This is a genomic window from Mycobacterium sp. GA-1841, from assembly GCF_001954135.1.
Taxonomy (GTDB): domain Bacteria; phylum Actinomycetota; class Actinomycetes; order Mycobacteriales; family Mycobacteriaceae; genus Mycobacterium.
Genome location: NZ_MBEQ01000110.1, coordinates 14,351 through 39,241, shown reverse-complemented (window position 1 = coordinate 39,241; position 24,891 = coordinate 14,351). Strand labels below are relative to the sequence as shown.

The 24,891-nt window shown below is 65.3% G+C and carries 23 protein-coding genes; 8 read left to right on the top strand and 15 right to left on the bottom strand.

Annotated elements, in window-relative coordinates:
- Positions 1-4: 4 nt before the first annotated feature.
- Positions 5-808, top strand: coding sequence for an SDR family NAD(P)-dependent oxidoreductase (locus A5740_RS24835; RefSeq protein ID WP_076198532.1), 804 nt, complete (start codon positions 5-7; stop codon positions 806-808).
- A gap of 8 nt (positions 809-816) precedes the next feature.
- Here the strand turns inward: A5740_RS24835 and A5740_RS24830 are convergent, their stop codons facing one another.
- From A5740_RS24830 to A5740_RS24815, 4 genes are read right to left on the bottom strand one after another with little or no spacing between them, the layout of a single operon-like run.
- Positions 817-1,659, bottom strand: a complete 843-nt coding sequence (locus tag A5740_RS24830; RefSeq protein ID WP_076198530.1) for an SDR family oxidoreductase — start codon at positions 1,657-1,659, stop codon at positions 817-819.
- A 52-nt stretch (positions 1,660-1,711) separates the two neighbouring features.
- Positions 1,712-2,716, bottom strand: coding sequence for a hypothetical protein (locus A5740_RS24825; protein WP_371454802.1), 1,005 nt, complete (start codon positions 2,714-2,716; stop codon positions 1,712-1,714).
- Positions 2,717-2,724: 8 nt separating this feature from the next.
- Positions 2,725-2,904, bottom strand: coding sequence for a hypothetical protein (locus A5740_RS24820; protein WP_371454801.1), 180 nt, complete (start codon positions 2,902-2,904; stop codon positions 2,725-2,727).
- Positions 2,905-2,914: 10 nt separating this feature from the next.
- Entirely contained in the window at positions 2,915-4,153 is a 1,239-nt protein-coding gene (locus tag A5740_RS24815; protein WP_076198526.1) for a cytochrome P450, read from the bottom strand.
- A 139-nt stretch (positions 4,154-4,292) separates the two neighbouring features.
- Between A5740_RS24815 and A5740_RS24810 the strand changes: the two genes are divergently transcribed.
- Positions 4,293-5,351 (top strand): dihydrodipicolinate synthase, encoded by a 1,059-nt coding sequence (locus A5740_RS24810; protein ID WP_076198524.1) that lies wholly within the window; start codon positions 4,293-4,295, stop codon positions 5,349-5,351.
- Here the strand turns inward: A5740_RS24810 and A5740_RS24805 are convergent.
- Positions 5,343-6,488, bottom strand: a complete 1,146-nt coding sequence (locus tag A5740_RS24805) for an ABC transporter substrate-binding protein (protein WP_076198827.1) — start codon at positions 6,486-6,488, stop codon at positions 5,343-5,345. The two genes, A5740_RS24810 and A5740_RS24805, sit on opposite strands and share 9 nt — an antisense overlap.
- A 40-nt stretch (positions 6,489-6,528) precedes the next feature.
- Here A5740_RS24805 and A5740_RS24800 point away from each other — a divergent pair, with 40 nt between their 5' ends.
- The 4 genes from A5740_RS24800 to A5740_RS24785 all read left to right on the top strand — a co-directional run bounded on the left by A5740_RS24800 (position 6,529) and on the right by A5740_RS24785 (position 10,731).
- The gene (locus A5740_RS24800) at positions 6,529-7,161 is read left to right on the top strand and encodes a TetR/AcrR family transcriptional regulator (RefSeq protein WP_076198522.1); all 633 of its coding nucleotides are present in this window, start codon (positions 6,529-6,531) and stop codon (positions 7,159-7,161) included.
- 117 nt (positions 7,162-7,278) lie between these two features.
- Complete coding sequence (locus A5740_RS24795; protein ID WP_076198520.1) at positions 7,279-8,076, top strand: SDR family oxidoreductase; 798 nt, start codon at positions 7,279-7,281, stop codon at positions 8,074-8,076.
- A gap of 13 nt (positions 8,077-8,089) precedes the next feature.
- A complete protein-coding gene (locus A5740_RS24790; RefSeq protein ID WP_076198518.1) occupies positions 8,090-9,556 on the top strand; it encodes an aldehyde dehydrogenase family protein in 1,467 nt (488 codons plus the stop codon).
- Complete coding sequence (locus A5740_RS24785; protein ID WP_076198825.1) at positions 9,556-10,731, top strand: NDMA-dependent alcohol dehydrogenase; 1,176 nt, start codon at positions 9,556-9,558, stop codon at positions 10,729-10,731. The genes A5740_RS24790 and A5740_RS24785 overlap by 1 nt, the downstream gene beginning before the upstream one ends.
- 11 nt (positions 10,732-10,742) lie before the next feature.
- Here the strand turns inward: A5740_RS24785 and A5740_RS24780 are convergent, their stop codons facing one another.
- The 4 genes from A5740_RS24780 to A5740_RS24765 all read right to left on the bottom strand — a co-directional run bounded on the left by A5740_RS24780 (position 10,743) and on the right by A5740_RS24765 (position 13,824).
- Positions 10,743-12,119 carry an FAD-containing oxidoreductase gene (locus A5740_RS24780; RefSeq protein ID WP_076198516.1) on the bottom strand — a complete coding sequence of 459 codons (1,377 nt, stop codon included), beginning with the start codon at positions 12,117-12,119 and terminating at the stop codon, positions 10,743-10,745.
- Positions 12,120-12,123: 4 nt separating this feature from the next.
- The gene (locus A5740_RS24775; RefSeq protein ID WP_076198514.1) at positions 12,124-12,606 is read right to left on the bottom strand and encodes a DUF4126 family protein; all 483 of its coding nucleotides are present in this window, start codon (positions 12,604-12,606) and stop codon (positions 12,124-12,126) included.
- A gap of 67 nt (positions 12,607-12,673) precedes the next feature.
- A complete protein-coding gene (gene hisG, locus A5740_RS24770; RefSeq protein ID WP_076198823.1) occupies positions 12,674-13,528 on the bottom strand; it encodes an ATP phosphoribosyltransferase in 855 nt (284 codons plus the stop codon).
- Positions 13,529-13,542: 14 nt separating this feature from the next.
- On the bottom strand, positions 13,543-13,824 hold the full coding sequence (locus tag A5740_RS24765; RefSeq protein WP_076198512.1) for a phosphoribosyl-ATP diphosphatase: 282 nt from the start codon (positions 13,822-13,824) through the stop codon (positions 13,543-13,545).
- A 37-nt stretch (positions 13,825-13,861) separates the two neighbouring features.
- On the opposite strand from A5740_RS24765, the gene A5740_RS24760 reads away from it, so the two are divergent.
- Complete coding sequence (locus tag A5740_RS24760; RefSeq protein WP_076198510.1) at positions 13,862-14,329, top strand: hypothetical protein; 468 nt, start codon at positions 13,862-13,864, stop codon at positions 14,327-14,329.
- A gap of 15 nt (positions 14,330-14,344) precedes the next feature.
- Here the strand turns inward: A5740_RS24760 and A5740_RS24755 are convergent, their stop codons facing one another.
- The 3 genes from A5740_RS24755 to metH form a co-directional block, all read right to left on the bottom strand.
- Positions 14,345-15,820 carry a sugar porter family MFS transporter gene (locus tag A5740_RS24755; RefSeq protein WP_076198508.1) on the bottom strand — a complete coding sequence of 492 codons (1,476 nt, stop codon included), beginning with the start codon at positions 15,818-15,820 and terminating at the stop codon, positions 14,345-14,347.
- A gap of 99 nt (positions 15,821-15,919) precedes the next feature.
- Positions 15,920-16,603, bottom strand: coding sequence for an HAD family phosphatase (locus A5740_RS24750; RefSeq protein ID WP_076198506.1), 684 nt, complete (start codon positions 16,601-16,603; stop codon positions 15,920-15,922).
- Positions 16,604-16,679: 76 nt separating this feature from the next.
- A complete protein-coding gene (gene metH / locus A5740_RS24745; RefSeq protein ID WP_076198504.1) occupies positions 16,680-20,456 on the bottom strand; it encodes a methionine synthase in 3,777 nt (1,258 codons plus the stop codon).
- A gap of 414 nt (positions 20,457-20,870) precedes the next feature.
- Here metH and A5740_RS24735 point away from each other — a divergent pair, with 414 nt between their 5' ends.
- Positions 20,871-21,749 (top strand): PAC2 family protein, encoded by an 879-nt coding sequence (locus A5740_RS24735; protein ID WP_076198500.1) that lies wholly within the window; start codon positions 20,871-20,873, stop codon positions 21,747-21,749.
- A gap of 36 nt (positions 21,750-21,785) precedes the next feature.
- Here A5740_RS24735 and A5740_RS24730 read toward each other — a convergent pair whose 3' ends face one another.
- The 3 genes from A5740_RS24730 to A5740_RS24720 form a co-directional block, all read right to left on the bottom strand.
- A complete protein-coding gene (locus A5740_RS24730; protein WP_076198498.1) occupies positions 21,786-22,670 on the bottom strand; it encodes an SDR family oxidoreductase in 885 nt (294 codons plus the stop codon).
- 39 nt (positions 22,671-22,709) lie between these two features.
- The gene (gene mshC, locus A5740_RS24725) at positions 22,710-23,957 is read right to left on the bottom strand and encodes a cysteine--1-D-myo-inosityl 2-amino-2-deoxy-alpha-D-glucopyranoside ligase (protein WP_076198497.1); all 1,248 of its coding nucleotides are present in this window, start codon (positions 23,955-23,957) and stop codon (positions 22,710-22,712) included.
- Between the two features lie 103 nt (positions 23,958-24,060).
- Complete coding sequence (locus A5740_RS24720) at positions 24,061-24,825, bottom strand: 3'(2'),5'-bisphosphate nucleotidase CysQ (protein ID WP_076198496.1); 765 nt, start codon at positions 24,823-24,825, stop codon at positions 24,061-24,063.
- Between the last annotated feature and the right edge of the window lie 66 nt (positions 24,826-24,891).

The window sequence follows — 24,891 nt, the reverse complement described above, 5'->3', positions numbered from 1 at the left end:
AGTCATGGACCTGGGTTTCACGGGCGCCACGGCGGTCGTCACTGGAGGCAGCAACGGGATGGGCCTGGCGATCGCCGAGTGCCTCGGCTCCGAGGGCGCCGCGGTGGCCATCATGGCCCGCGGCCGGAGTGGTCTGGACGCGGCCGCCGAACGTATCCGGGCCGCCGGCGCACCTGAGGTGCTGCCGATCAGCGTGGACATGGCCGATCCCGCATCCATCGTGGCAGGCTATCGCTCGGTCGACGAAGCATGGGGAGCACTGAATGTTTTAGTGCACACCGTCGGACCCGACGCGGGCGCATTCGAAGACCTCGACGACGACGACTGGCACGCAGCGTTCGACCTGGGCACAATGTCGGCAGTCCGGTCGGTCCGTGCTGCGCTGCCCCTGCTGCGCGCCGCCCAGTGGGCACGCATCGTCACATTGTCGGCCCACTCCATCCAGCGGCAGAGCCCGCGGCTAGTCGCCTACACGGCAAGCAAGGCTGCGCTGTCGAGCTTCACCAAGAACCTCTCGAAAAGCCTGGGCCCCGAGGGGATCCTGGTCAATTGTGTCTGTCCCGGCACGATCGTCACCGCGAGCTTCACCGAGATCCTGCGCGACGTTCTGGCCGCCGAAGGCTTCGATTCCTCCGACCCCCATGACGTGATGCGCTGGGTCGAGCGGACGTACGGTCATCCGTGCGATGTGGGCCGCGCCGGGACGCCCGAAGAAATCGCCTCGGCCACCGCCTATCTCGCGTCCCGGCGAAATGGCTACGTGACCGGTGCCACCGTCAACGTAGATGGCGGTTCGGACTTCATCTGACGGGTCGGTCAGCGCTCCCTGGCCATCTGGTCGGCAGCGGTGTCCGCCCACTGAGCGTTGTGGCGTCCCATGGTCATCGCGCCGTTCCAGCCACCGTCGGTCCACAACACCGTTCCACCGACATAGCTCAATCGTGGACTACCCAGGCACACGAGCGGCCAGGCCTGCTCCTCTGCCCTCGAGTAGCGTCCGACAGGCCCGATCGCGTCGTCGACCGTCTCCTTGCCCATCAGGTCCTGGAATGCCGGCATCATCGCCGTCTCGGTCGGGCCGGGATTGATGCAATTGATACGAATCCCCCTGCGCCCCAGCTCGGGATACCACCATCCGACCCATGCATCGATGATGTACTTGGAGTAGGCATAACCACTCCACGACCACTTCTTCTCATTTGTCTTCAGCCATTCGACGGCTGCATCGAATCCATCGGTCTCCAGAAGCGTGGTGATCACCTTGATGTGGTCCTGCCAACCGATCGCAGCCGACGACGAGATGACACTGATGGCCGACCCCGGGACCATCTTGGGCACCAGCTGCTCGGCGAGATGACGGGCGCCTACGAAGTTCACCAGAATGGTGTCCCACTCGCTGAACGGCGGACCCGGTAGGCCCGCGCAGCTGAACAAACCATCGACGGGTCCGTCGATGGTCGCCGCGATCTCCTCGATGTTGCTCCGGTCTCGGAGATCGATCTGCAAGGTGCGGGCGACGTGCACGCTGGTCGGCTTGATATCGAGTGCTGTCACCGCCGCGCCGAGATCTGTCAGGATCTGTGCGGTCGCCTGCCCCATGCCCGACGCGGCGCCAGTGACTACGACGGACTTTCCTTCATACCCGAGTACGTCTTTCACGACGACCTTCCTTCCCGAAACGGAACATTGATTGGTTGATGGGCGGAGATCTTCACTCCTGCCCGCGGGCCAGCTTGAACGGCTCCATCGCGAAGTCGAGGATCTCGGGCGTGAGCATGCCGCCGGCATACTCGACCCAACACCAACTGCGCGCCACCGCCTTGTGGTCGGATCCGCCTTCCAACTTGCCGAAGTGGTGCAGCGGGCTGCCCATCCTGTCGAAGGCGAATGAGTATTCCGCGGGGCCGATCGACACCGACATCGTGCTGAGGCGGCCTGCATCGCCGAACACGGGTGTCGCGACGATGTCGTCGTATCCGGTCGTGACGCCTTGGCGGAGTTCGTAGCCCGGGCCGAACGTGACGCCGTCGCGGCCTTGCCAGAAGCACCCACCACCGAGTTCGCCGTCGGCGTACTCGTGCATCCAGGACACCCACATCCCCTGCAGTTGCCTGGCGATGGGCAGTTCGGCGTAGACCATGCCGGGCGGACCGTAGGCATAGTCCTGATGAGCGAATCCGGACACAGCGACGCCACCAACGGATCCGGTAACCTGGACCAGCTCATGGCGGTAGAACACCGCGTCGGAAACCCCTTCCTGGGCGGGTACGTGCACCGTGAAAACGTCGCTGACGGTTCGGCCCTCGATGATCCATCGATCGGTTGCGTCGTACCAGCGAAAGCTGCCGTCCTCACGCTCGATGCAGCCACTGGGATACCTGAGCAGCACCCTGTCGGAGGTCTGGTCGCAGGACAACGGCTCGTACCAGTCGATACCGGAGTACTCATCGAAAAGATGTGGTGGGTCGGCGGTTTCGGGTGTGAGCACGCGGAAGCCGGTGATCGGTGACACCACATGCGTCATACCAGGGACAAAATCGTCGGCTCCGCGCAGTCCCCAGTAGTCCTGGTTGTTCGCGTCGGTCAGCACCGCGCCGACCCACATTCCGGCGAGGCCCGCGTCAGCGTCCGGGACCCAGCCGCGGCGGTATAGGTCGAGCTCAGAACGTCGACATGACACCTGGCACTCCGGAGCGAAGGGCGGATTTGCTGACATGCGACTCCTCAGGCCGCCGGGACCGAGCGCATCGTCCAATGCGGAGCGAAAGGCTCGTCGACGTCAACCCCAGCCTTGGCTGGGTCGTATACCCGCACGCCGACCAGTTCCATGTCCGGTCGGTTGATGACATGCCGAAGGGCCATCGTTCCGGTCACGCCGGTGGCCCATTGAATTACCCGTGTCATGTCGGATCCCTCAGTCCCAGATCACATCGAGGCGCGGCGGCGACCGGAACATCGTCCCGGTGATGTACGGCGGCGGCGCATCCGGATCCAGTCGCAGCCCCGGTAATTCGTCGAGCAACGCGTTGAAGATCTTCGTGGTCTCCAGCCGGGCCAGGTGCATCCCGAGGCACACATGGGCACCGTGGGCGAATCCGATGTGCGGCTTGCGCTCCCGGAAGATGTCGAACCGCTCCGGATTGTCCCATCGGGTTTCGTCGTGGTTGGCGCTGCCCAGGTTCAACATCATGGTGGCGCCCTCCGGAATGTGGACCCCAGCCAGTTCGGTATCGCATGTGACCTCGCGCATGAAGTTCAGCAGCGGCGTCTCCCAGCGGATACCCTCCTCGATGGCCTGCGGAAGCAGGCTGCGGTCGGCACGCACCGCGTCGAGCTGGTCAGGGTGGGTGAGAAGCGCGAGTGCCAAGCTGGCAGTAGACCGTGAGGTGGTCTCGGCGCCGGCAGGCAGCAGGTTGCGCATGAAGCCGTAGATCTGCTCATCGGACATCTTCACACCGTTGACCTCGGCGCCGGCCAAGACCGACACCATGTCGTCGGTGGGTTCTCGGCGCTTCTCGGCCAGAATGCCGACGAAGTACTCCTTCATCTCGGCCGAAGCCTTCATGGCTGTGTCCAAGTCGGCGCGGAACCCCAGGATGTCGATGGCCAGCCGATGGAATTGCAGCACATCGGAATTCGGGAGACCGAGCAGTGCGGCGATCACCCGCACCGGGATCGGCATGAACACCGTGTCCACCAGGTCGGCACGCTTGGCGGCCTTGAACTTCGCAAGGGTGCTGTCCACCAGCGGACCGACGAGCTCGGCGTCCCAGCGTTTCATCGACGATCGGGCAAAGGCGAATTCGTGCAACTTGCGGTACACCGCATGCTCGGGTTCCTGCATCTCCAGGATCGTCGGTCCTTGCAGCGGCCGAACCACGTCCTCGTAGCAGCGTGTGCTGAACGTCATGTTGTCGGTGAATACCGCCTTGACCGCGTCGAAGGTGTACGCCGTGAAGGTGTACGGTCCGCCGTCCGGATTGCCGACGATGCCCATTTCCGGCCACCCGGCGTGGACGGGCGACTCTGTGCGGAGCCGCTTGAGCAGGGGGTAGGGCGTGGCGTCGCCGTCGGCACCCATTCCCGCGTTGAATCTCTCCTGCGCCTCGCGAATGCTCCGCTCGAGCTCCGCCACGGTGGCTGGTTCCCCCATTCGTGGCCTCCTTACTGTCGTGCGACAGAATCAACATTCGCGCTGTCGGTTGCTAACCTACATGATGTATGTTGATCGCCACCAGGGTTCGGACAGCCTCGAAAGCACAACTGGGAGTATTCGATTGGTAACTCGAGTAGTGCAATGGGCAACCGGCGCGGTAGGACGCGCGGCGCTGCGCGAGATCATCGAGAATCCAGCTTTCCAGTTGGTCGGGGTACTCGTCTACGACCCCGCAAAAGCGGGCCAGGACGCGAGTCTCCTATGCGAACTCGAAGCACCCACCGGGGTGAAGGCCACCGACGACAAGGACGCGATCGTCGCTCTCGCTCCCGACGTCGTGGTGCATGCGGCCAGCAAGGCTCACGCGGTCGAGACGAATGGCGAGGACATCTGCCGACTCCTCGCAGCCGGAATCAACGTCATCTCGACGACGTCCTACAACCACCTTCGGACCTACGGCGCAGATACCGAGGCGGCATTTACCGAAGCCTGCCGCGCGGGCGGATCGCGCTTTCACGCCGCCGGCGAGAATCCCGGTTTCATGTTCGAACGTCTGGTCGCCACGGTCACCGGACTCAGCAAGACCATCGAACGGATCGACCTCTACGAGGCCACCGACGTCTCGGCCGTCGACAGTCGCCCCATGCTCGTAGACCTGATGGGAATGGGTCGTCCGCCCGAGGACGTCACCGTCGACTCCCCCATCATCGGCAAGCTCGACATGGCATACCGGCAGGCTCTCAACGCCACTGCCGACGTGATGGGCGTCAGACTGTCGCATATCGATATTGCAGTGGACGCCGCCACCCTCCCGCACGACATCGAGGTGGCCGCAGGCACTATCGAGGCGGGAACCGTGGTCGGCCAACGGTTCTCGTGGGTTGGCCACTGGTCCGGACGGGCGTTGCTGGCGATTCACGAAGAATGGATCCTGACCCGAGATCTGCCGCAATGGGGCCTGAGTCCACTGCTACCGGGCCAGAAGGCACCACTGATCCGCGCAGTGATCAGCGGGAATCCGAGTTTCGAATTGCAGCTCGACGTCGGGGGCAACATCGGGGGTCACACTGCGCCATCCACCCTCCCCGGACACCTGATGATCGCCATGAGCGCCGTCCGGGCAATCCCCTATGTCCTGGCGCAACCGCCGGGCATCGTCACCGCACCGGTGTTCGGCGCCATCCGGCTAGCCTGAACCGCATCCGACCGCCTGGGCGATTTTCGCGCTGGGGACGGAATGGAAGACGTGCGCGCTGCCATCGGACAGCACTCGCCGGGCGATCAGGTAGTCCGAGCCCAGCCAACCCTGACGGATGAAGCGGCCGAAGCGCAGGAACGTGCCGGGCGCACCGCTGGCCGACGGGATGAGCTTGATCTGCTCGATGCCGTGTTTGACGCCCTCGCCGGTCAATGGCCGTGCCACTGACAGCCCGCGCGCGATTACGGTGGCCGCGTCATGGGCCAGCCCGGGCATCGAGTGTTTAGGCCGCCGGCCGAACTTCGCCTGGAAACGATCGAGGAATGCCTGGCCGACCAGATTCCGTTCGTCGTAGCTGTCCAGCCCGATCCACCCGCGCAGATGCCGCATCCAATCGGCGTTGATGTGTGCCATCTCGAAGGCCGTGGTCGTGTAGCGGGGGGGATCCCAGTCGGCAGCCAGCAGCGCATCGCTGAAACCCCACAACCCGTGCCCGAACCCGACGTGCACCAGCGCGTCCGGGCCGGCCATCCGCAACTCTTCGACCGCAGCCGCCTTATCGGCCTCCACCTGAGGGATCGCCACGCTGGCAACGATTTTCAGCCCGGCCGCGGTATACACTTTCTGCGACGCGGAGAGATACTCCTTACCGATGAGTGATGACTCGTAGGCGATCGCGATCCGCGAGCGACCGTCACCAATCATGACGGCGGCCAGCATGATGGGCTCCTCAGCCATCGAACCGTTGTTGAGCGCGAAGCACCACTCACCGAGCGCTCCCTCCGAACCGGACAGCGTGATGATCGGGGTGCGCGCGGTGACGTCTACGTGGGGCCGGAGCGGAACGACGTTGTCGGACACCCACGGCCCGAAGATGGCCAGACACCCCTCGTCGACCAACTCGTCGAACGCCTGCTCCACCGCGTGGTAGGTGCCATTGGGCAGTCCGACGACGTTGCGCTGCACGATCTCCACTGGGCGATCGATCAGACCCGAGACCAGCGCCTCCTCCATCACCAGCATCAGCGCTGCGAGGGTGTCGTTGTCGGTGTCGCCCCCGGTGGGATAGTCGTTGAGCAGACCCACTTTCAGTGGGGCGACCATGCCGTACGCGCGCACCTCATCGTCCGCCATACCCGCAACATACATCATGAATGTTGATAGGATCACCCGCATGGCGAAGCGGGGAGGGACCGACGATGAGCGCCGAGCCCGGGGCGAGGCGACCCGTCGCGACCTGATCGACGCAGGTCGCGAGCTGTTCGTGCGAAAGGGCTACTTCAACACGAGCATCGGCGATCTCGTCACCGCTTCCGGAGTCGGGACCCGCGGCGCGTTCTATCACCACTTCAAGGACAAAGCCGAGCTGTTCCGCGCCGTCTTCGAAGAGGTCGAACGGGATCTGACGCTGCGCTCACTGGCGTCCCCACCACCGGGCACCGACGCCTGGGAACGGCTCAGCACCGGCCTGCACGGGTTTCTTCAGGCCGCGGTGGAGCCCGAGGTGCAACGGGTCATGTTGATCGACGGACCGGTCGTGCTGGGCTGGCGAACGCTGCGTGCGGTCCAGGAAGACAACAGCATCGCGCTCATCGACGCCACCGTACGGGACGCCATCGCCGCGGGCGTGATCGATGACCAGCCCGTCACCGAACTGACCCATATGCTCGTCGCTGCCCTGGAGGAGGCCGCCCTCCTGGTCGCGCACGCAAAGAACACCACCCAGGCCCGGAAGCGGGCGGCCGCCATCCTCGATCGTATGTTGCTGAGCTTCGCACCCATCGGCCGAAACGCCCTGCGGGACTGACGCTTAGGGGCCCTTCATCGCATTCATGGACCTCAACGTAAATGATGATTTTCATATATCGCATATAGTCGCTCTATCTGAGTGATAGCTTCACTCTCGATCACCCCAAGGAGACTCATGCAGCGAAGCCCAACATCTGGCGCTCCACGGGTGGCCGTTGTCGGCGCGTCCGCAGGACTCGGCCGCTGCATCGGAATGGGATTGGCCGAGAAGGGGGCTCGCGTCGCTTTCCTGGCTCGCCGACGGGACCGCCTCGAGAACGCCGCCAAGGAGGCAGGCAGCGGAGCCGTCGGCGTCGTCTGCGATGTGACCGACGCCGATTCCTGCGAGGCCGCCATGTCCGAGGTCATCCACCAATTCGGCGGTCTGGACGCCATGGTGTACACCACCGGCATGGGGGTCCTCGCGCCACTGCGGGAAGTCACCGCCGAACAATGGGCGCAACTGTTCGCGACCAACGTCACCGGTGCGTCACTCGCGACGGCGGCGGCCGCACCACACCTGGCCGCTACCGGCGGCTCCGCGGTCTACCTGTCGTCGCTGAGCGCGTCCTACACCAATCCGTGGCCGCTCCTCGGTGCCTACGCCGTGACGAAAGCCGCGCTGGACAAACTCGTCGAGGCCTGGCGCATCGAACATCCCAACATCGGTTTCACCCGTCTTGCCGTGGGCGACAGCTTCGGCGGCAAAGGCGATTCGCAGACCGAATTCAACAAGAACTGGAATCCCGAAGCGCTCGACAAAGCGATTCGGCTGTGGATGGAGCGGGGCGAAATGCAGGGCGGCCTTGTCGACGCCGGCCACCTTGCCGACGTCGTGTACTCCGTACTCGTCTGCGGCAACAGCAGTTTCATCCCTTACCTGACCTTGGCCCCCCGCCCATCCGCGGCGGTCAACGAACTCCGACAGTGGTGAAGGACAACACCAGATGACACACGAATCCCGCATGCTCATCGACGGCAAGCTCGTCGACGGGGAGACCGGCCGGACCTTCGAGAACATCAACCCCGCCACCGAGGAAGTGCTCGGCGTCACCGCCGACGGCACCCGCGCAGACATGGAACGTGCCGTGGCGGCGGCCCGGCACGCATTCGACAACACAGACTGGTCGCGAAACGGTGAACTGCGGGCCGCCGGTCTGCGTCAGCTGCAGGCGGCTCTGGAGGCCGAACGCGAAGACATCCGTGCCGAGCTCGTCGCCGAGGTCGGCTGTCCGGTCTTGTCGACCTACGGCCCGCAACTCGACGCCCCGCTCAGCGAAGCGCTCACTTGGCCCGCCGACATGATCGCCCAGTTTCCCTGGAAGCGTTCTCTTCCCGACAAGGACGCGTTCGGCATGGGAACGCCCGCCGCGCGGGAGGTGTGGAAGGAGCCGATCGGGGTTGTCGGTGTCGTCACGCCGTGGAACTTCCCGTTCGAGATCATCCTCAACAAGATCGGCCCAATCCTGGCCATGGGCAACACCGTGGTGCTCAAACCCGCTCCCGACACACCGTGGAACGCCACCCGGATCGGCCGGATCATCGCCGAACACACCGATATCCCACCGGGTGTCGTCAACATCGTAACCTCCTCCGACCACCTCGTCGGCGAAGTGTTGTCCACCTCTCCGCTCGTGGACATGGTGGCGTTCACGGGTTCGACCGCGACCGGACGCCGCATCATGGCGGCCGCCGCGGCGACGGTGAAACCCACTTTCCTCGAACTCGGCGGCAAGTCGGTGTATCTGGTTCTCGAGGACGACGGGGATATGCGGGCGTCGATCGGGGGCAGTGCCTTCATCTCCATGCACGCCGGGCAAGGCTGCGCCATGCCCACCCGGCTGCTGGTTCCCAATTCGCGGTACGACGAGGCCGTGGAGATCGTCAAGACCGCGCTCGAGAAGAACAAATACGGCGACCCGACCGATCCGTCGGTACTGCAGGGGCCACAGGTTTCCAAACGCCAACAGGACCGGGTGCTGGGCTACATCGAGAAGGGCAAGCAAGAAGGCGCCCGGCTCGTCACAGGCGGTGGTGTTCCCAAACATTTGTCGAAGGGATTCTTCGTGGAGCCGACGATCTTCGCTGATGTCGACAACAGTATGACCATCGCGCAGGAGGAGATCTTCGGTCCGGTGTTGTCGGTGATCGGATTCGACGACGACGATGACGCCGTGCGCATCGCCAACGACTCCATTTACGGACTGTCCGGTGTGGTGTTCGCCAACGACCTGGAGCGCGCCAAGAATGTGGCAAGCCGGATACGCACCGGCACACTGGGCATCAACGGTGGTCTCTGGTATGGCGCCGACGCCCCGTTCGGTGGCTACAAGCAGTCTGGCATCGGACGCCAGTGCGGCCTCGAGGGCTTGGAGATCTTCACCGAGACCAAGACGGTGGGGTGGCCCGCCTGATGAAGTCCAAGGCCGCGATTCTCCGTGGAGTAGGCATCGACTGGGAGGTCACCGAAATCGACCTCGACCCGCCCAGGGCGGGTGAAGTTCTGGTGAAGATGGCCTTCGCGGGTATCTGCCACTCCGACGAGCATTTCTACAGCGGCGACAGTGTCCCGAGCGCCGATATGGAGGAGATGATGCGGGCGGCCGGCGTACCGGTGCCCGAATGGTTTCCGATGCTCGGCGGGCATGAGGGTTCCGGCATCGTCGAAGCGGTGGGCCCCGGTGTGACCAGCCTCAAAACCGGTGACCACGTGGCTGTTTCATTCTTCCCGGCATGCGGAAGCTGCCGGTTCTGCGTCACCGGTCATACGTACCTGTGCGATGTCGGTGCCGAGATCTACAGCAAGGAGATGACCACCGACCACACCCGCCGCAGACACGTAGCCGGGCCGAACGGCCCGGAGGACTTGATGGCCATGATGCAGGTCGGGACGTTCTCCGAGTACGTCGTCGCCTCGGAGCGATCACTCGTCAAGATCAACGACTGGATCTCATTGGAGGCCGCATCGCTGGTTTCCTGCGGGGTGACAACAGGTTTCGGATCGGGATCGGTGGCAGCGGGTACCCAGGTCGGCGACACCGTCGTGGTCATCGGTGTCGGCGGAATCGGGATGAACGCGGTGCAGGGCGCGAAGGCCGCCGGCGCCAAGCACATCGTCGCGGTCGACCCGAACGAGTTCAAACGAGAGGTCGCGCCGAACTTCGGGGCCACCCACACCGCCGTCGACGCCGGCGCAGCAGTCGAGTTGGTCAAGGAGCTCACCTGGGGCGTGATGGCTGACCGCGTCGTACTCACGCCCGGCGTGGTGCCGCCGGATCTGATCATGGTCGCCATGATGCTGCTGCGGAAGGGCGGCGTCTGTGTGCTCACCGGCATGGCCAAGCTGACCGACATGATGGTGCCGCTGATCCTGCCCGACATGGTCAGCTCCTGTAAGACCCTCAAGGGCGTGCTCTACGGTGAGATGAACCCGCGCGAGGCCATGCCGCGATTACTGTCCATGTACGAAGCCGGCACGTTAAAGCTCGATGAACTCGTGACGCAGCGCTACAAGCTCGACGAGATCAATGAGGCGATGAAAGACCTACGAGTGGGCAAGAACATCCGCGGTGTGATCGCGTTCGACTGACGGCCGCACGTTCATTCCAACGGCTTCAGTTCCTGCAGCATCGTCGGCACCAACTCGCTGACGGTGGGATGGATGTGCATGGTGCGTGATATCGCGGTGTAGGGCAGTTTGGCGGTCATAACGTCGAGGATCGAGTGCACCACCTCGTCCCCGCCCACACCGAGAATCGCCGCACCGAGAATCCCCTCGGTCTCGGCATCGACCACGATCTTCATGAAGCCCTGGGTTTCGCCCTTCTCCACGGCCCGGCCGACCCGGGTCATCGGACGCTTGCCCACCAACGCTTTCCGGCCCGATGCCCGCACCTGGTCGACGGTCATGCCGGCCCGGCCCAGCGGCGGGTCGATGTAGAGCGCATAGGTGGTGACACGGTCGCTCACCCGCCGTGAGTCGTCGTCGAGGAGATTGGCCGCGACGATCTCGAAGTCGTTGTAGGACGTGTGGGTGAATGCCCCTTTGCCGTTGCAGTCCCCCATCGCCCAGATGTGTTCGGCGGTGGTGCGTAGCTGATCGTCGACGACCACATATCCGCGTCTGTCGAGGTCCACGCCGGCGTTCTCCAACCCCAGATCGTCGGTGTTGGGTGCACGCCCCACCGCGAGCAGTAGATGGGTTCCCCAGATCGGGTCCGCACCGTCGCGAGGCGTCACTTCGAAGCCGTTGTCCCGCTTCGCAAACCGAATACCGGTGGCGTCGAGCACCACGGTGATGTCCTCGGCCCGCAGGATCTCGGCGATGGCAGCCGAGACATCCTCGTCTTCGCGCGAGGTCAGCCGCGAGCCCTTCTCGATCACCGTGACACGGGAACCGAACCGGCGGTACATCTGCGCGAACTCCAGTGCGATGTAGCTGCCGCCGACGATCACCAGATGTTCGGGGAGCACGTCGAGGTCCAGAATCCCGACGTTCGTCAGATAGTCGATGCCGTCCAGACCGGGAAAGTCCGGAACCACCGCGCGCCCACCGACATTGAGGAAGATGCGCTCGGCCCGCAACAACTGGCCGTCGACATCGATGGTGTGCGGGTCGACGAACCGGGCATGTCCGCGGATGAGCGTGGCGCTGTCCATGCCGTCCAGCCAATCCTCGACGCCGTGGCGATCGGCCAGCATGATCGCATCCTTGCGGGCCTTCACCTTGGCCATGTCGACGATGACTTCGCCTGTGCGCACACCGAAATCAGCGCCACGGCGGGCCACGTGCGCGGCATGGGCGCTGGCGACCAGGGTCTTGGTGGGAATGCAGCCGTAGTTGACGCAGGTGCCGCCCACCAGCTTGCGTTCGATTACCGCGACGGTCTGCCCGGCTGAGGTCAACCGGCCGGCCAACGGCGGTCCGGCCTGGCCCGCGCCGATGACGATCGCGTCGAAGTTCCGCACGGGCGCCATGGGTTTACACGACTGCAGTCAGGGCGGCGATGGCGAAGCCGCCGAGCACCGCAACGGCGTCCTCCACCAAGGCGATTGGCAGATCACGGCCGCCGGTGGCGGAGACCAGACGCCGACGCGCCTCATATCCGCCGAGCGTGCCGAGCACGGCGCCGATGAGGCCGGCGCCCAGACCGCCGAACGTGTACCCCCATGCGGTGCCGATCACCGCACCGGCGAAACTACCGGTGATCAGCCGGGCGATGAACTGCACCGGAGTCTTGCGGCTCGGCGTACTCGGCAGTTGATCGGTAACCAATTCCACCACAGCAAGAATCGTCAACACAGTGACCGTGATCGGGTGCGCCAGCCATTCGACCCAGGTGCCGTCGAGGTTGATCCAGCTCAATGCGGCAGCCCAGGCCACGGCGGCCGGCGCGGTGAAAGCCCGCAGGCCGGCCACCACCCCGATCAGCAGCGCCAACAACAGAACCAGAAAATGCGTCACGGCAACCTCCGAGGGCCTGGATTTGTCCTCCGGACGCTAACACGCAGAAAGACGCAGCACGCGCCGATCAGAAACGGCAGAACCGAATATCTGATGCCAGTATCGCTTTGGCCCCGATCGCCGAGATCTCGTCCATGATGGCGTTGACGTCGCGGCGCGGCACCAGAGCGCGCACCGCCACCCAGTCTGGATCCGCCAGCGGTGCGATGGTCGGCGATTCCAGCCCGGGCGTCGCCTCGGTGGCCTTCTCCAGAACCGCACGCGGGCAGTCGTAATCCAGCATCAGGTACTGCTGGCCGAAGACCACACCCTGCACCCGAGCCGTGAGTTGATCGCGCGCAGCGGCGTTGCCGTCGCCCTGAGCGCCGTCACGTTCGATCAGCACCGCCTCCGACTCGCACAGCGGCGCTCCGAAAGCCACCAGATCATGCAGGCCGAGCGTACGACCGGACCCGACCACGTCAGCGATCACGTCGGCGACGCCGAGCTGGATCGAGATCTCCACCGCGCCATCGAGCCGGATGACCGAGGCCTCGATTCCGTGGGCGGCGAGGTCTTTGCGGACGAGGTTCGGGAACGAGGTCGCGATACGTTTGCCCGCCAGGTCTTGGGTGGTCCACTCCCGACCGGCCGGGCCGGCGTAGCGGAAGGTGGAATTGCCGAAACCCAGCGCCAGGCGTTCACGAACCGGGGCATCTGAATCGGCCGCCAGATCACGGCCGGTGATGCCCAGGTCGAGTTCACCCGAGCCCACATAGATCGCGATGTCCTTGGGCCGGAGAAAGAAGAACTCGACATTGTTGATCGGGTCGACGACGGTCAGGTCCTTGGGATCACGCCGGCGCCGGTACCCCGCCTCGGAGAGGATCTCGGCGGCCGATTCGCTCAGTGACCCCTTGTTGGGCACGGCAACGCGCAACATCTGATCGGCCACGTTCACAGCTTCCGGTAGACGTCGTCGAGGGTCAGACCGCGCGAGATCAGCAGCACCTGCGTCCAGTACAGCAACTGGCTGACCTCCTCGGCGAGCGATTCGTCGCTCTCATGCTCGGCGGCCAGCCATACCTCACCGGCCTCCTCCAGGATTTTCTTGCCGAGCCCATGGATGCCGGCGTCAAGCGCGGCGACCGTGCCGCTACCGGCGGGTCTGGTGCGCGCTTTGTCGCTGAGTTCGGCGAACAGGGCATCGAAGGTCTTCACAGCAGTGAATTGTTTCATGCTCGGCGGGGGTCGGTTTGTGCGGTGCAATAGAAGGGTGAGCGAATCAGTCGACCGCCAGCTGCCGACGTACACCGCCAGGGTCGCAGAGATCCGGACGATCCTGGCCACGCACCTTCCCCTCGCGTCACTGATCCAGAACAATCGCACCGCCAACCCGATCCGGCCGCTGGATTGTCTGTCGGCGTCCTGGGGTCCCGATTCCGCCGCAGCCGCGACCTTGACCCTGGCCATCCATCCGATCGACGACGTCACGGTGGCGCGTGAGGAGTTACGTCAGGCGGCGGACTTCACGCCGGGAACCTACGAGGTGCGACGCGACGAGCCTGACGAGTTCGCCCTGGTGCAGACGACGCTGTCCAGCGTCCGCGTCCTCGTCGATCATTGCGAGGTGTATCTGGCCCACCGGGACATCGCCCCGGAGACGCTGGTCGAGCCGGCCATCGAGATCGCCCGCACCGTCGGCGCCGGACCATACATCGACGACTACGAGTCGCCGGCCTGAGCGCCAGCTTCGCCGCTACGCCTTCAACACCTCGGCGTGCATGTCCTCCAGATTCTTGCCCTTGGTCTCCGCGACCCAACGCCACACGAAGACGAACGACAACACCGCACAGATCGCGTAGAACCCGTACGCCGCCCCGAGCATGTTGCGCAGTTCCGGGAACGACACGGTGATCAGCCAGTTCGCGGCCCACTGCCCCGCGGCCGCCAAACCGAGCGCGGCTGCGCGGATGCGGTTGGGGAACATCTCGCCGAGCAGTACCCACACCACCGGTCCCCATGACATGCCGAAGGCCACCACGAACAGGTTGGCGGCGACCAGCGCTATCGGACCCGTGATGCCGCCGAGGAAGGGTTGCTGCTCCATCAGGCCCGTGGAGGTGTTGAGCACCTCGTGCGTCTTTGCCGTACCGAAGATCACTGCCATCGTGCCCAGTGTCACGGCCATTCCCACCGACCCGATCAACAGCAACGGCTTACGGCCCACCTTGTCGATCAACGCGATCGCGATCAGCGTGGTCAAGATGTTGGTCACCGAGGTGATGACGGTGATGATGAACGACGAATTCTCGTCGAATCCGACGGCCTGCCACAACACGTTCGAGTAGTAGAAGATCACATTGATGCCGACGAACTGTTGGAAGACGGACAGGCCGAGACCTACCCACACGATGCCGTAGACGCCACCGGTCGGTTTGCGAAGATCACGCCAGGCGGCGGGCTTCTCCTGCTTGAGGGTGTCCTGGATCCGGCTCAGGGTGATTTCCAGATTCTTCTCGCCTAACAGCCGCGAAAGCACCTTGCGCGCCTCGGGAATGCGGTGTGTGGCAACCAGATACCGCGGTGACTCGGGGATCGTGAAGGTCAGCAGACCGTACACGGTCGCGGGAATCGCCATCATCAAGAACATCCACCGCCACGCCTCCATGTTCAGCCACAGTTCCTTGGTGGCGTCCCCGGCCAGACGGGCCAGCAGCGCATCGATGCTCAACGCCAGGAAGATGCCGCAGACGATCGCCAGTTGCTGCAGGGATCCCAGCCGTCCACGGATTCCCGGCGGCGAGGTTTCGGCGATGTAGGCCGGCGCAATCACCGAGGCGATGCCGACACCGATACCGCCGACGACGCGGAACAACACCACCACCCAGACGCTGGGGGCCAACCCGGTGCCGATCGCGCTGATGAAAAAGAACACCGCGGCGATCTTCATGACCGCGAGGCGACCGATCCGGTCCGCGATCCGACCCGCGGACAGCGCACCGACGGCCGCGCCCAGCAGTGCCGATGCCACCGCGAAACCCAGGATCTTGTTGTCGATGTCGAAATTCTTCTGAACGGCGTCAACCGCGCCGTTGATCACCGCGCTGTCGTAGCCGAACAGCAGCCCGCCGAGGGCGGCCACCGAGGCGATACGCACGGCGCTCCGACCCGATGAGAAATACTCGTCGTCGTGGACCGACGAGGTACCGCCGCTTACCGGACCATGTGACATGACCTGTCCTCTCCGCGCCATCGGGTGACCAGTCATCATCACCTTGGCACAGTGAGCCCACAGGTCGGGCCATATCCGGATAGCTGAATTCGGCGCGTCTCAGACGCCGCGGACACCTGAGCCGACAGTCAGTTCGGCATGGATGGAACGCAGATCGCAGACATCGAGGGCGCCCAGCGATTCCGCGCGCCGACGGCCCGGGCCGTTCGGCACCTCGATGTCGTTGGGCACCACCAGAACGGAACAGCCGGCGGCCTCCGCTGACGTCGTACCGGTCACCGAATCTTCGACTGCCAGGCAGTCTGCCGGAAGCAGGCCGAGCAGCTCGGCCGCCCGCAGGTACGGATCCGGTGCCGGCTTGCCGTTCGGTACCTCGTCGCCGCATACGGTCACCGAGAAGTATTGGCGGCCAATGCTGTTCAGAGCACGCTCGGCGAGATCGCGGCGCGTGTTGGTCACGAGTGCCATCGGGATGCCGGCCGCGGACAGGGCCTCGAGCATCTCCTGGGCGCCCGGCCGCCAGGGCAGGCCCTGGTCGAACAGCTCGCCGGTGTAATCGTGCAACCAGTCCGCCGACGCCGCCATGGCAGCCGGATCCGGCTCGAGACCGAGATCGTCGTAGACGATGCGCATCACGCTCTCCGACGAGCCGCCCACCGTGGTTTCGCGAACCTCGGGGGTGAGCACTGCCCCCATGCGCGCATACAGCGCGTGCATCGCAATGTCCCAGAGCTTTTCGGAGTCGACGAGGGTGCCGTCCATGTCCCACAGCACCGCTTGCATGGTCCGATTGTCCCATCGCACAACGGACCACGCGAAATCGTGTGACTCAGTGCACTGCGGTGCACCGGGTTTCGGCTCAGTCCTCCGGGTTGTAGGCGAGGTTGGAGGACAGCCAGCGCTCGGCCTCGGCCAGCGTCCAGCCCTTGCGTCTGGCGTAGTCGGCCACCTGGTCCTGGGAGATCCGGCCGACCACGAAGTACTGCGACTGCGGGTGCGAGAAATACCACCCGCTCACCGCGGCACCGGGCCACATCGCCATCGACTCGGTCAGCTCGATGCCAGTCCGCTTCTGGACGTCCATCAACTGCCACAGCGTCGCCTTCTCGGTGTGTTCCGGGCAGGCCGGGTAGCCGGGGGCAGGACGGATGCCGACGTACTTCTCGGCGATCAGTGCGTCGTTGTCCAGCTGTTCGTCGGGTTGGTACCCCCAGAACTCCTCACGGACCCGCTGATGCATGCGTTCGGCGAAGGCCTCGGCCAGCCGGTCGGCGAGGGACTCCAGCAGGATCGCGCTGTAGTCGTCGAGGGCGGCCTTGAACTCCATGATCTTGTCCTGGCTACCGAGCCCGGCGGTGACGGCGAAGGCACCGACGTAATCGGCCAGCCCGGTTTCTCGGGGCGCGACGAAGTCCCCCAGCGAACGGTTCGGGATGCCCTCGCGATGCTCACCCTGCTGGCGCAGGTTGTGCAACGTGGTCCGCACCTCGGTGCGGCTCTCATCGGTGTAGACCTCGATGTCGTCCCCGACGGCGTTGGCGCAGAAGAATCCGATCACCCCGTTGGCCGTCAGCCACTTCTCCTTGATCAACGTGTCGAGCATCTGCTGGGCGTCGTCGTACAACTTGCGCGCGGTCTCGCCGGTGGCCGGGTTGTTGAGGATGTCGGGGAAACGCCCCTTCATCTCCCAGGCATTGAAGAACGGCTGCCAGTCGATGTACTCGCGCAACTCGGCCAGGTCGTAGTCGTGAAACTCCCGCACGCCCAGACCCTGGGCAGGCACCGGCGGCGTGTAGTCCGTCCAGGAGATCGGCGTCCGGTTCGCCCGGGCCTTCTCCAACGTCAGCATCGGCCGCTCGTTCTTCTGGGCGTGCCGCTCACGCAGGGCGGCGTAGTCCTTCTCGGTGGCCTCCAGCAGCGCCGGGCGCTGCTTGTCGTCGAGCAGTGCGGCGGCCACCGGCACCGAACGGGAAGCGTCCTTGACCCAGACGACCGGACCACTGCGCCGCGGCGAAATCTTCACCGCCGTGTGCGCGCGCGACGTGGTCGCGCCACCGATCAGCAACGGGATCTCCAGTCCCTCGCGTTCCATCTCGACGGCGAAGTTGGACATCTCGTCCAGCGACGGCGTGATCAGGCCCGACAGCCCGATGATGTCGGCGTTGTGCTCCTTGGCCGCGTCCAGGATCTTTTGGGCGGGCACCATCACACCGAGATCGATCACCTCGAAGTTGTTGCACTGCAACACAACTCCGACGATGTTCTTGCCGATGTCGTGGACGTCGCCCTTCACGGTCGCCATCACGATCGTGCCGTTGGTGTCCTTGGAGTCCGCCGTACCGTTCTCCTCTTTCTCCTTCTCGATGAACGGCAGCAGATACGCGACGGCCTTTTTCATCACCCGGGCCGACTTCACCACCTGCGGCAGGAACATCTTGCCCGAACCGAACAGGTCACCGACGACGTTCATGCCGTCCATCAACGGACCCTCGATCACCTCGATCGGGCGACCACCCGCCTCGGCGATCTCCGCTCGCAGTTCCTCGGTGTCGGCGTCGACGTGGGCGTCGAGGCCCTTGACCAATGCGTGGGTGATGCGCTCACGGACCGGCAGGGTGCGCCACTCGGCTTCGGCCGCTCCCCCGTCTTTGTCGGCCTTGCTGTTGAACCGTTCCGCGATCTCCAGCAGCCGCTCGGCGGCATCCTCGCGGCGGTTCAGCACGACGTCCTCGATGCGCTCCCGCAGCTCCGGGTCGATCGAGTCGTAGGGCACCAGCGCGCCGGCGTTGACGATGCCCATGTCCAAACCCGCTTTGATGGCGTGGTAGAGGAACACCGCGTGGATCGCCTCGCGGACCGGGTTGTTGCCGCGGAACGAGAACGACACGTTCGAGATACCGCCGGAGAGGTGCACCCCGGGCAGGTTTTCCTTGATCCAGGCGCAGGCCTCGATGAAGTCGATGCCGTACGTCGCGTGCTCCTCGATCCCGGTCGCCAACGCGAAGCAGTTCGGATCGAAGATGATGTCCTCGGCCGGGAAGCCGACCTGTTCGGTCAGGATCCGGTAGGCACGTCCGCAGATCTCCTTGCGGCGCTCCAGATTGTCGGCCTGCCCCTGTTCGTCGAAGGCCATCACGACGACGGCGGCGCCGTACTTGCGGCACAGCCGTGCCTCGTGGACGAACTTCTCCTCGCCCTCCTTCATGGAGATCGAGTTCACGATCGGCTTGCCCTGCACGTTCTTCAGACCGGCCTCGATGACCTCCCACTTGGAGGAGTCGATCATCACCGGGACCCGGCTGATATCCGGCTCGGCCGCGATCAACTTGGTGAACCGGTCCATCGCGGCAACGCCGTCGATCATGCCCTCGTCCATGTTGATGTCGATGACCTGCGCCCCGACCTCGACCTGCTGTAGGGCGACCGACAGCGCGGTGTCGTAGTCCTCGGCCTTGATCAGGTTGCGGAATCGGGCCGAGCCGGTGATGTTGGTGCGCTCACCGATGTTCACGAACAGCGAGTTGTCGTCGATGTTGAGCGGCTCCAGGCCCGACAGCCGGGTGGCCACCGGGATGACCGGTACCTCACGGGGCGGCTTGCCCTCGACCACCTTGGCGATCTCGGCGATGTGCGCCGGCGTCGTTCCGCAGCATCCCCCGGCCAGGTTGAGCAGGCCGGCCTCGGCGAACTCGGCGATGTAGGAGGCCTGACGTTGCGGCGTCTCGTCGTACTCGGCGAACGCGTTGGGCAGGCCGGCGTTCGGATAGCAGGAGACGAAGGTGTCGGCGATCCGCGACATCTCGGCGATGTAAGGCCGCATCTCCGGCGCGCCCAGCGCACAGTTGAGACCGACGGCGAGCGGCTTGGCGTGCCGGATCGAATTCCAGAACGCCTCGGTCACCTGACCGGACAGCGTCCGCCCGGACGCATCGGTGATCGTGCCGGAGATGATCACCGGCCAGCGGCGCCCGCGCTCCTCGAACAGGGTTTCCAGGGCGAACACCGCGGCCTTGGCGTTCAGCGTGTCGAAGATCGTCTCGACGATGATGACGTCCGAGCCACCGTCGACCAGGCCTTTGGCGGCTTCCAGGTAGGCGGCCACCAACTGGTCGTAGGTGACGTTGCGGGCACCCGGATCGTTGACGTCCGGGGAGATCGACGCCGTGCGCGTCGTCGGCCCCAGCGCCCCGGCGACATAGCGGGGCTTGTCCGCGGTGCTGTACTGGTCGCAGGCCGCCCGGGCCAGAGCAGCGCCGGCATAGTTCAGTTCGTAGCTGAACTCCTCCATGCCGTAGTCGGAGAGCGAGATCGCATTCGCGTTGAACGTGTTGGTCTCGAGGAGGTCGGCGCCGGCCTCCAGGTACTCGCGGTGGATGCCCTCGATGATCTGGGGCTGCGTCAGGTTGAGCAGATCGTTGTTGCCCTGCAGGTCACTGGCCCAGTCCTTGAACCGCTCGCCGCGATAGCCGGCCTCGTCCGGCCGGTCGCGCTGGATCGCCGTGCCCATCGCGCCGTCGATCACCAAGATCCGCCGGCGCATCGCAGCCGTCAGGTCATCGGTGCAGTCGGGACGGATGTTCGGCTCGAAAGTGTTCGAACCATTTGAACCAGAGGAGTTCGAGTCAGAAGTGCTCACGTACGTTCCTTCCGTAGCGGAAGGCGTCCTTGACTCTGCCGAGCGTGGCGGAAACCGCGGGGAACCGCCCCCCCGATAACCGTTGCAACGCCTCTCGACCAGAAAAGTCTACGTCGTCACCCGATCGACGTCTGGACACCCATCCCGTCGCCCTTACAGCGACCACCCGCGGATCTTGTCGGCGATGTCGTCGTCACCGAGGCTAACCAGGCTGTGGCCGACCATATTTCATCTCGACGGCGCGTGGCCGGCGGGCGGCCTGCAGCTGGATGCCCAGGTCGATGTCGTAGCCGAATGTGTCAGCGGCAGTCACATCAACAGGGTAGTCCGTCTATCGAACACGCTGTTGGACCCCGCGACGACCCGCGCACGCAACGCGCTCATCGGCACCATCGGAAGGCTTACGCTGAAGGTGTGACACCGTCGTATCCGAACGCCGGCCGGCCGATCAACCTGCCCGAACTGAAAGACGCCACCATCGTGGCGGCTTTCGAGGGCTGGAACGACGCCGGCGACGCGGCCAGTGACGCGCTGGACCACCTGGATGCGATCTGGGAGGCCCAACCCATCGTCGAGATCGACGACGAGTCGTATTACGACTACCAGGTGAACCGACCGGTGATCCGCCAGGTCGACGGCGTCACCCGCGAGCTGGTGTGGCCGTCGATGCGGGTCTCGCACTGCCGTCCTCCGGGCAGCAACCGCGACGTGGTGTTGATGCACGGGGTGGAGCCCAACATGCGCTGGCGCACCTTCTGCGCGGAGTTGTTGGCCATCGCCGACAAGCTGAATGTGCAGACCGTGGTGATCCTGGGCGCGCTGCTGGCCGATACGCCCCACACCCGGCCGGTGCCGGTGTCGGGCTCGGCGTACTCGTCGGATTCGGCGAAGGTGTTCGGGCTGGAAGAAACCCGCTACGAAGGTCCGACCGGGATCGCCGGGGTGTTCCAGGACGCCTGTGTACAGGCCGGCATCCCAGCGGTGACGTTCTGGGCGGCGGTTCCGCATTACGTGTCCCAACCGCCCAGCCCGAAAGCCACCGTCGCCCTGCTGCGCCGCGTCGAAGACGTGCTCGACATCGAGGTGCCGCTGGCCGATCTGCCCGCCGCCGCCGAGGAGTGGGAACAGGCCGTCTCCGAGATGACGGCCGAGGACGACGAGATCGCCGAGTACGTCGCGTCGTTGGAGCAGCGTGGTGACGCCGAGGTGGACATGAACGAGGCGCTCGGCAAGATCGACGGTGATGCGTTGGCTGCGGAGTTCGAGCGCTACCTGCGGCGTCGCGGTCGGTAGCCTCCGCTGGCCTGCGTGTCACAACCGGCCACTCGATTAATCCTCGGGCTTCTCCAGTGCTTCGATGCGGGCGCTGGTCGAGCGGCCGAGGGCAGCCGCCTCGGCGTCCAGTTTGGGTAGCAGTGTGGGCGTGAACTTGCGGATGTCGCGTTCGGCCAGCGGCGTCGACACCACCGGCCGGATCCAGCGGAACACCCCCACCCACTCCGGGCTGTAGATGCGCTTCTTGCGCCCCTCGATGCCCTTGACGAAGGCGGCGCCGCAGGCGTCCACGGTGGTGGTCCGGTTCAGCGGCGGCGGCAGCTTGGACAGCATCTCCTGGAACGCCGAAAGGTCGGACTTGGCGTCTTGTACCAGGGGGGTGTCGATCCAGCTCATGTGCGCCGAGCCGACGTCGACACCGAGGTGGGCCACCTCAAGCCGCAGGGTGTTGGCGAAGTACTCGGCGCCGGCTTTGGAGGCGTGGTAGGCGGCCAGCCCGGGCGCCGAGGTGAACGCGGCGAGCGAGGACACCACGAGTACATAGCCGCGGCGTTGGATGACCGCCGGAAGCGTGGCCCGGACCGTGTTGAACACCCCCGTCACATTGATGTCGACGACCCGCTTGAACGCCTCGGGATCCACCTGCATGACCGAGCCGAAGCTGGCGATGCCGGCGTTGGCCATCACGACGTCGATGCCGCCGAAGCGTTCGACAGCGGCATCCGCGGCCTTCTGCATGGCGGCCAGGTCACGCACATCGGCAAGCGCGGTGAGCACATGTTCCTCACCGAGTTCGGCGGCCAGTGCGCTCAGCGGTGCCTCGTCCAGATCGGTGAGCACCAGCTTGGCGCCCCGGCGCCGCAACCGGCGGGCCACCTCGGCACCGATGCCCCGGGCACCGCCGGTGATGAATACGACTTTTCCATGCACAGAACCCATGGCCGCAACGTACCGCACGGGGACGCGGCCGACGAGGTGCTAGAGCACAACCCCCAGCAGAGCATCCACGGTGTCGGCCACCGTTTGCGGCGACGTGGTGTCATGCCCGCCGTATGCCAGCGCGTCGGTACACCAACCATCAAGTGCAGCAAGCGCTTTCGGAGTGTCCAGATCATCGGCCAGATACCGGCGCACCCGGGCCACCACATCGGTGGCGTCCGGTCCGGCGGGCAGCGCAACGGCCCTGCGCCACTGCGCCAGCCGGGCGGTGGCCTCCTCGAGCACCGCATCGCTCCAGAAGCGGTCGCTGCGGTAGTGCCCGGCGAACAAGCCCAACCGAATGGCCGACGGCTCCACACCCTGCTCGCGCAGCCGCGACACCAGCACCAGGTTCCCCCGGCTCTTGCTCATCTTGTGCCCGTCCCAGCCGATCATGCCGGCGTGCACGTAGTGGCGGGCGAAACGCCGCTCCCCCGTGACCGATTCGGCGTGGGCCGCGGAGAACTCGTGATGCGGGAAGATCAGATCGCTGCCGCCACCCTGGATGTCCAGGCCGGAACCGATGCGGGTCAGCGCGATCGCCGAACACTCGACATGCCAACCCGGCCGGCCGGCACCGAACGGCGAAGGCCAGCTCGGTTCGCCGGGGCGCTCGGCGCGCCACAGCAGGGCGTCCAACTCGTCACTCTTCCCTGCCCGGTCGGGATCGCCGCCGCGCTCGCCGAACAACCGCAGCATGGTGTCGCGGTCGTAGCCCGACTCGTACCCGAACTGCACGGTGGCGTCGGCGCGGTAGTAGATGTCGGGATACCCAGGCTCGTTGGGGTCCTCGACGACATACGCCGCACCCGAGGCCAGCATCTTCTCGACCAACTCGATCACCTCGGTGATCGTCTCGGTCGCGGCCACATAGTCCTGCGGGGGCACCACCCGCAGGGCGGCCATGTCCTCGCGGAACAGCTGGGTCTCGCTGTCACCGAGGTCACGCCAGTCGATGCCGTCACGTGCGGCGCGTTCGAACAGCGGGTCGTCCACGTCGGTGACGTTCTGCACGTAATGCACGGTGTGCCCGGCATCCAGCCACAGCCGGTGGACCAGATCGAAGGTCAGATACGTCGCGGCGTGGCCCAGGTGGGTCGCGTCGTACGGCGTGATGCCACACACGTACATCGTGGCCGTCGGGCCCGGGGTGACCGGGCGGATCTGCCGGTCGGCGCTGTCATACAGCCGTAGTTGCGGACCACTCCCATCCAGCACCGGAATTGACGGTGCCGCCCACGATTGCATGGCTTCGACTCTAAGGTGCTCGCTCAGGACGGCCTCCCGCCGGTCGGTCCCGCACAGTTCAGGTAGACAGACAACCGCAGGGACGGATCCATTCCCGCTGCGCTCATCGGGAGGCCGCCCCGATCGCCTCCAACAGGACGGGCGCCAGTTCCCGGCGGCACATGACGAAGTCCGGCAGATACGGATCGGCGCGGTTGTACCGCAGTTCCGAGCCGTCCAACCGGGAGGCGTGCAGACCCGCGGCCAGCACCACACCCGCCGGGGCGGCCGAATCCCACTCCCACTGCCCGCCGGCGTGGATATAGGCATCGACGTCACCGCGGACCACGGCCATCGCCTTGGCCCCGGCCGAACCGATGCGCACCATCCGGAAGTCGAGCTGTTCGCGCATCCGCCACAGCACTGCCGGCGGCCGGTTCGAGCTCGCAGTGATCAACAACGGTCCCGGACGACGCGGACCCGGTGGGGTGACCGCGTCGCTGCGGTACACCTCGCCGCGCGCCGGCAGGGCCACCACCGCATCCGACAGGCCGCCGTCGGCGCCGACCGAGCGCTGCCACAGCGCGATGTGCACGGCCCAGTCCTCCCGGCCGGGCAACGAGAATTCGTGCGTGCCGTCGACGGGGTCGACGATCCAGACCCGATCGGCGTCGACCCGCGACAGATCGTCGACCGCCTCCTCGCTGAGCACCGAATCCCCCGGCCGGGCCTGGGCCAACCGCTCCAGGATCAGGGCGTTGGATCGCCGGTCCCCCTCGTCGCCGAGGTAGTACGGGTCGTAGAAACCGACCTCCTCGCGCACGGCCAACAACAGCTCACCGGCTTCCTTGGCCACGGCAGCAGCCAGGTCGGCGTCGGTCGAGTGCACCCACCAAGTATCGGTGCCGCGCCGAACTGGTGTGCCGGCGGGGCCGGCTGTGCCATTAGGGTCAGG

Excerpts from the sequence above, each read along its gene's own strand:
- A5740_RS24800 (WP_076198522.1), top strand. The coding sequence starts at position 6,529 with ATGGCGAAGCGGGGAGGGACCGACGATGAGCGCCGAGCCCGGGGCGAG.
- A5740_RS24795 (WP_076198520.1), top strand. The coding sequence starts at position 7,279 with ATGCAGCGAAGCCCAACATCTGGCGCTCCACGGGTGGCCGTTGTCGGC.
- A5740_RS24825 (WP_371454802.1), bottom strand. The coding sequence starts at position 2,716 with ATGTCAGCAAATCCGCCCTTCGCTCCGGAGTGCCAGGTGTCATGTCGA.
- A5740_RS24805 (WP_076198827.1), bottom strand. The coding sequence starts at position 6,488 with ATGGCGGACGATGAGGTGCGCGCGTACGGCATGGTCGCCCCACTGAAA.
- A5740_RS24820 (WP_371454801.1), bottom strand. The coding sequence starts at position 2,904 with ATGACACGGGTAATTCAATGGGCCACCGGCGTGACCGGAACGATGGCC.
- A5740_RS24785 (WP_076198825.1), top strand. The coding sequence starts at position 9,556 with ATGAAGTCCAAGGCCGCGATTCTCCGTGGAGTAGGCATCGACTGGGAG.
- A5740_RS24730 (WP_076198498.1), bottom strand. The coding sequence starts at position 22,670 with ATGGGTTCTGTGCATGGAAAAGTCGTATTCATCACCGGCGGTGCCCGG.
- A5740_RS24790 (WP_076198518.1), top strand. The coding sequence starts at position 8,090 with ATGACACACGAATCCCGCATGCTCATCGACGGCAAGCTCGTCGACGGG.
- A5740_RS24835 (WP_076198532.1), top strand. The coding sequence starts at position 5 with ATGGACCTGGGTTTCACGGGCGCCACGGCGGTCGTCACTGGAGGCAGC.
- A5740_RS24815 (WP_076198526.1), bottom strand. The coding sequence starts at position 4,153 with ATGGGGGAACCAGCCACCGTGGCGGAGCTCGAGCGGAGCATTCGCGAG.
- A5740_RS24780 (WP_076198516.1), bottom strand. The coding sequence starts at position 12,119 with ATGGCGCCCGTGCGGAACTTCGACGCGATCGTCATCGGCGCGGGCCAG.
- A5740_RS24750 (WP_076198506.1), bottom strand. The coding sequence starts at position 16,603 with ATGCAAGCGGTGCTGTGGGACATGGACGGCACCCTCGTCGACTCCGAA.
- A5740_RS24765 (WP_076198512.1), bottom strand. The coding sequence starts at position 13,824 with ATGAAACAATTCACTGCTGTGAAGACCTTCGATGCCCTGTTCGCCGAA.
- hisG (WP_076198823.1), bottom strand. The coding sequence starts at position 13,528 with ATGTTGCGCGTTGCCGTGCCCAACAAGGGGTCACTGAGCGAATCGGCC.
- A5740_RS24755 (WP_076198508.1), bottom strand. The coding sequence starts at position 15,820 with ATGTCACATGGTCCGGTAAGCGGCGGTACCTCGTCGGTCCACGACGAC.
- mshC (WP_076198497.1), bottom strand. The coding sequence starts at position 23,957 with ATGCAATCGTGGGCGGCACCGTCAATTCCGGTGCTGGATGGGAGTGGT.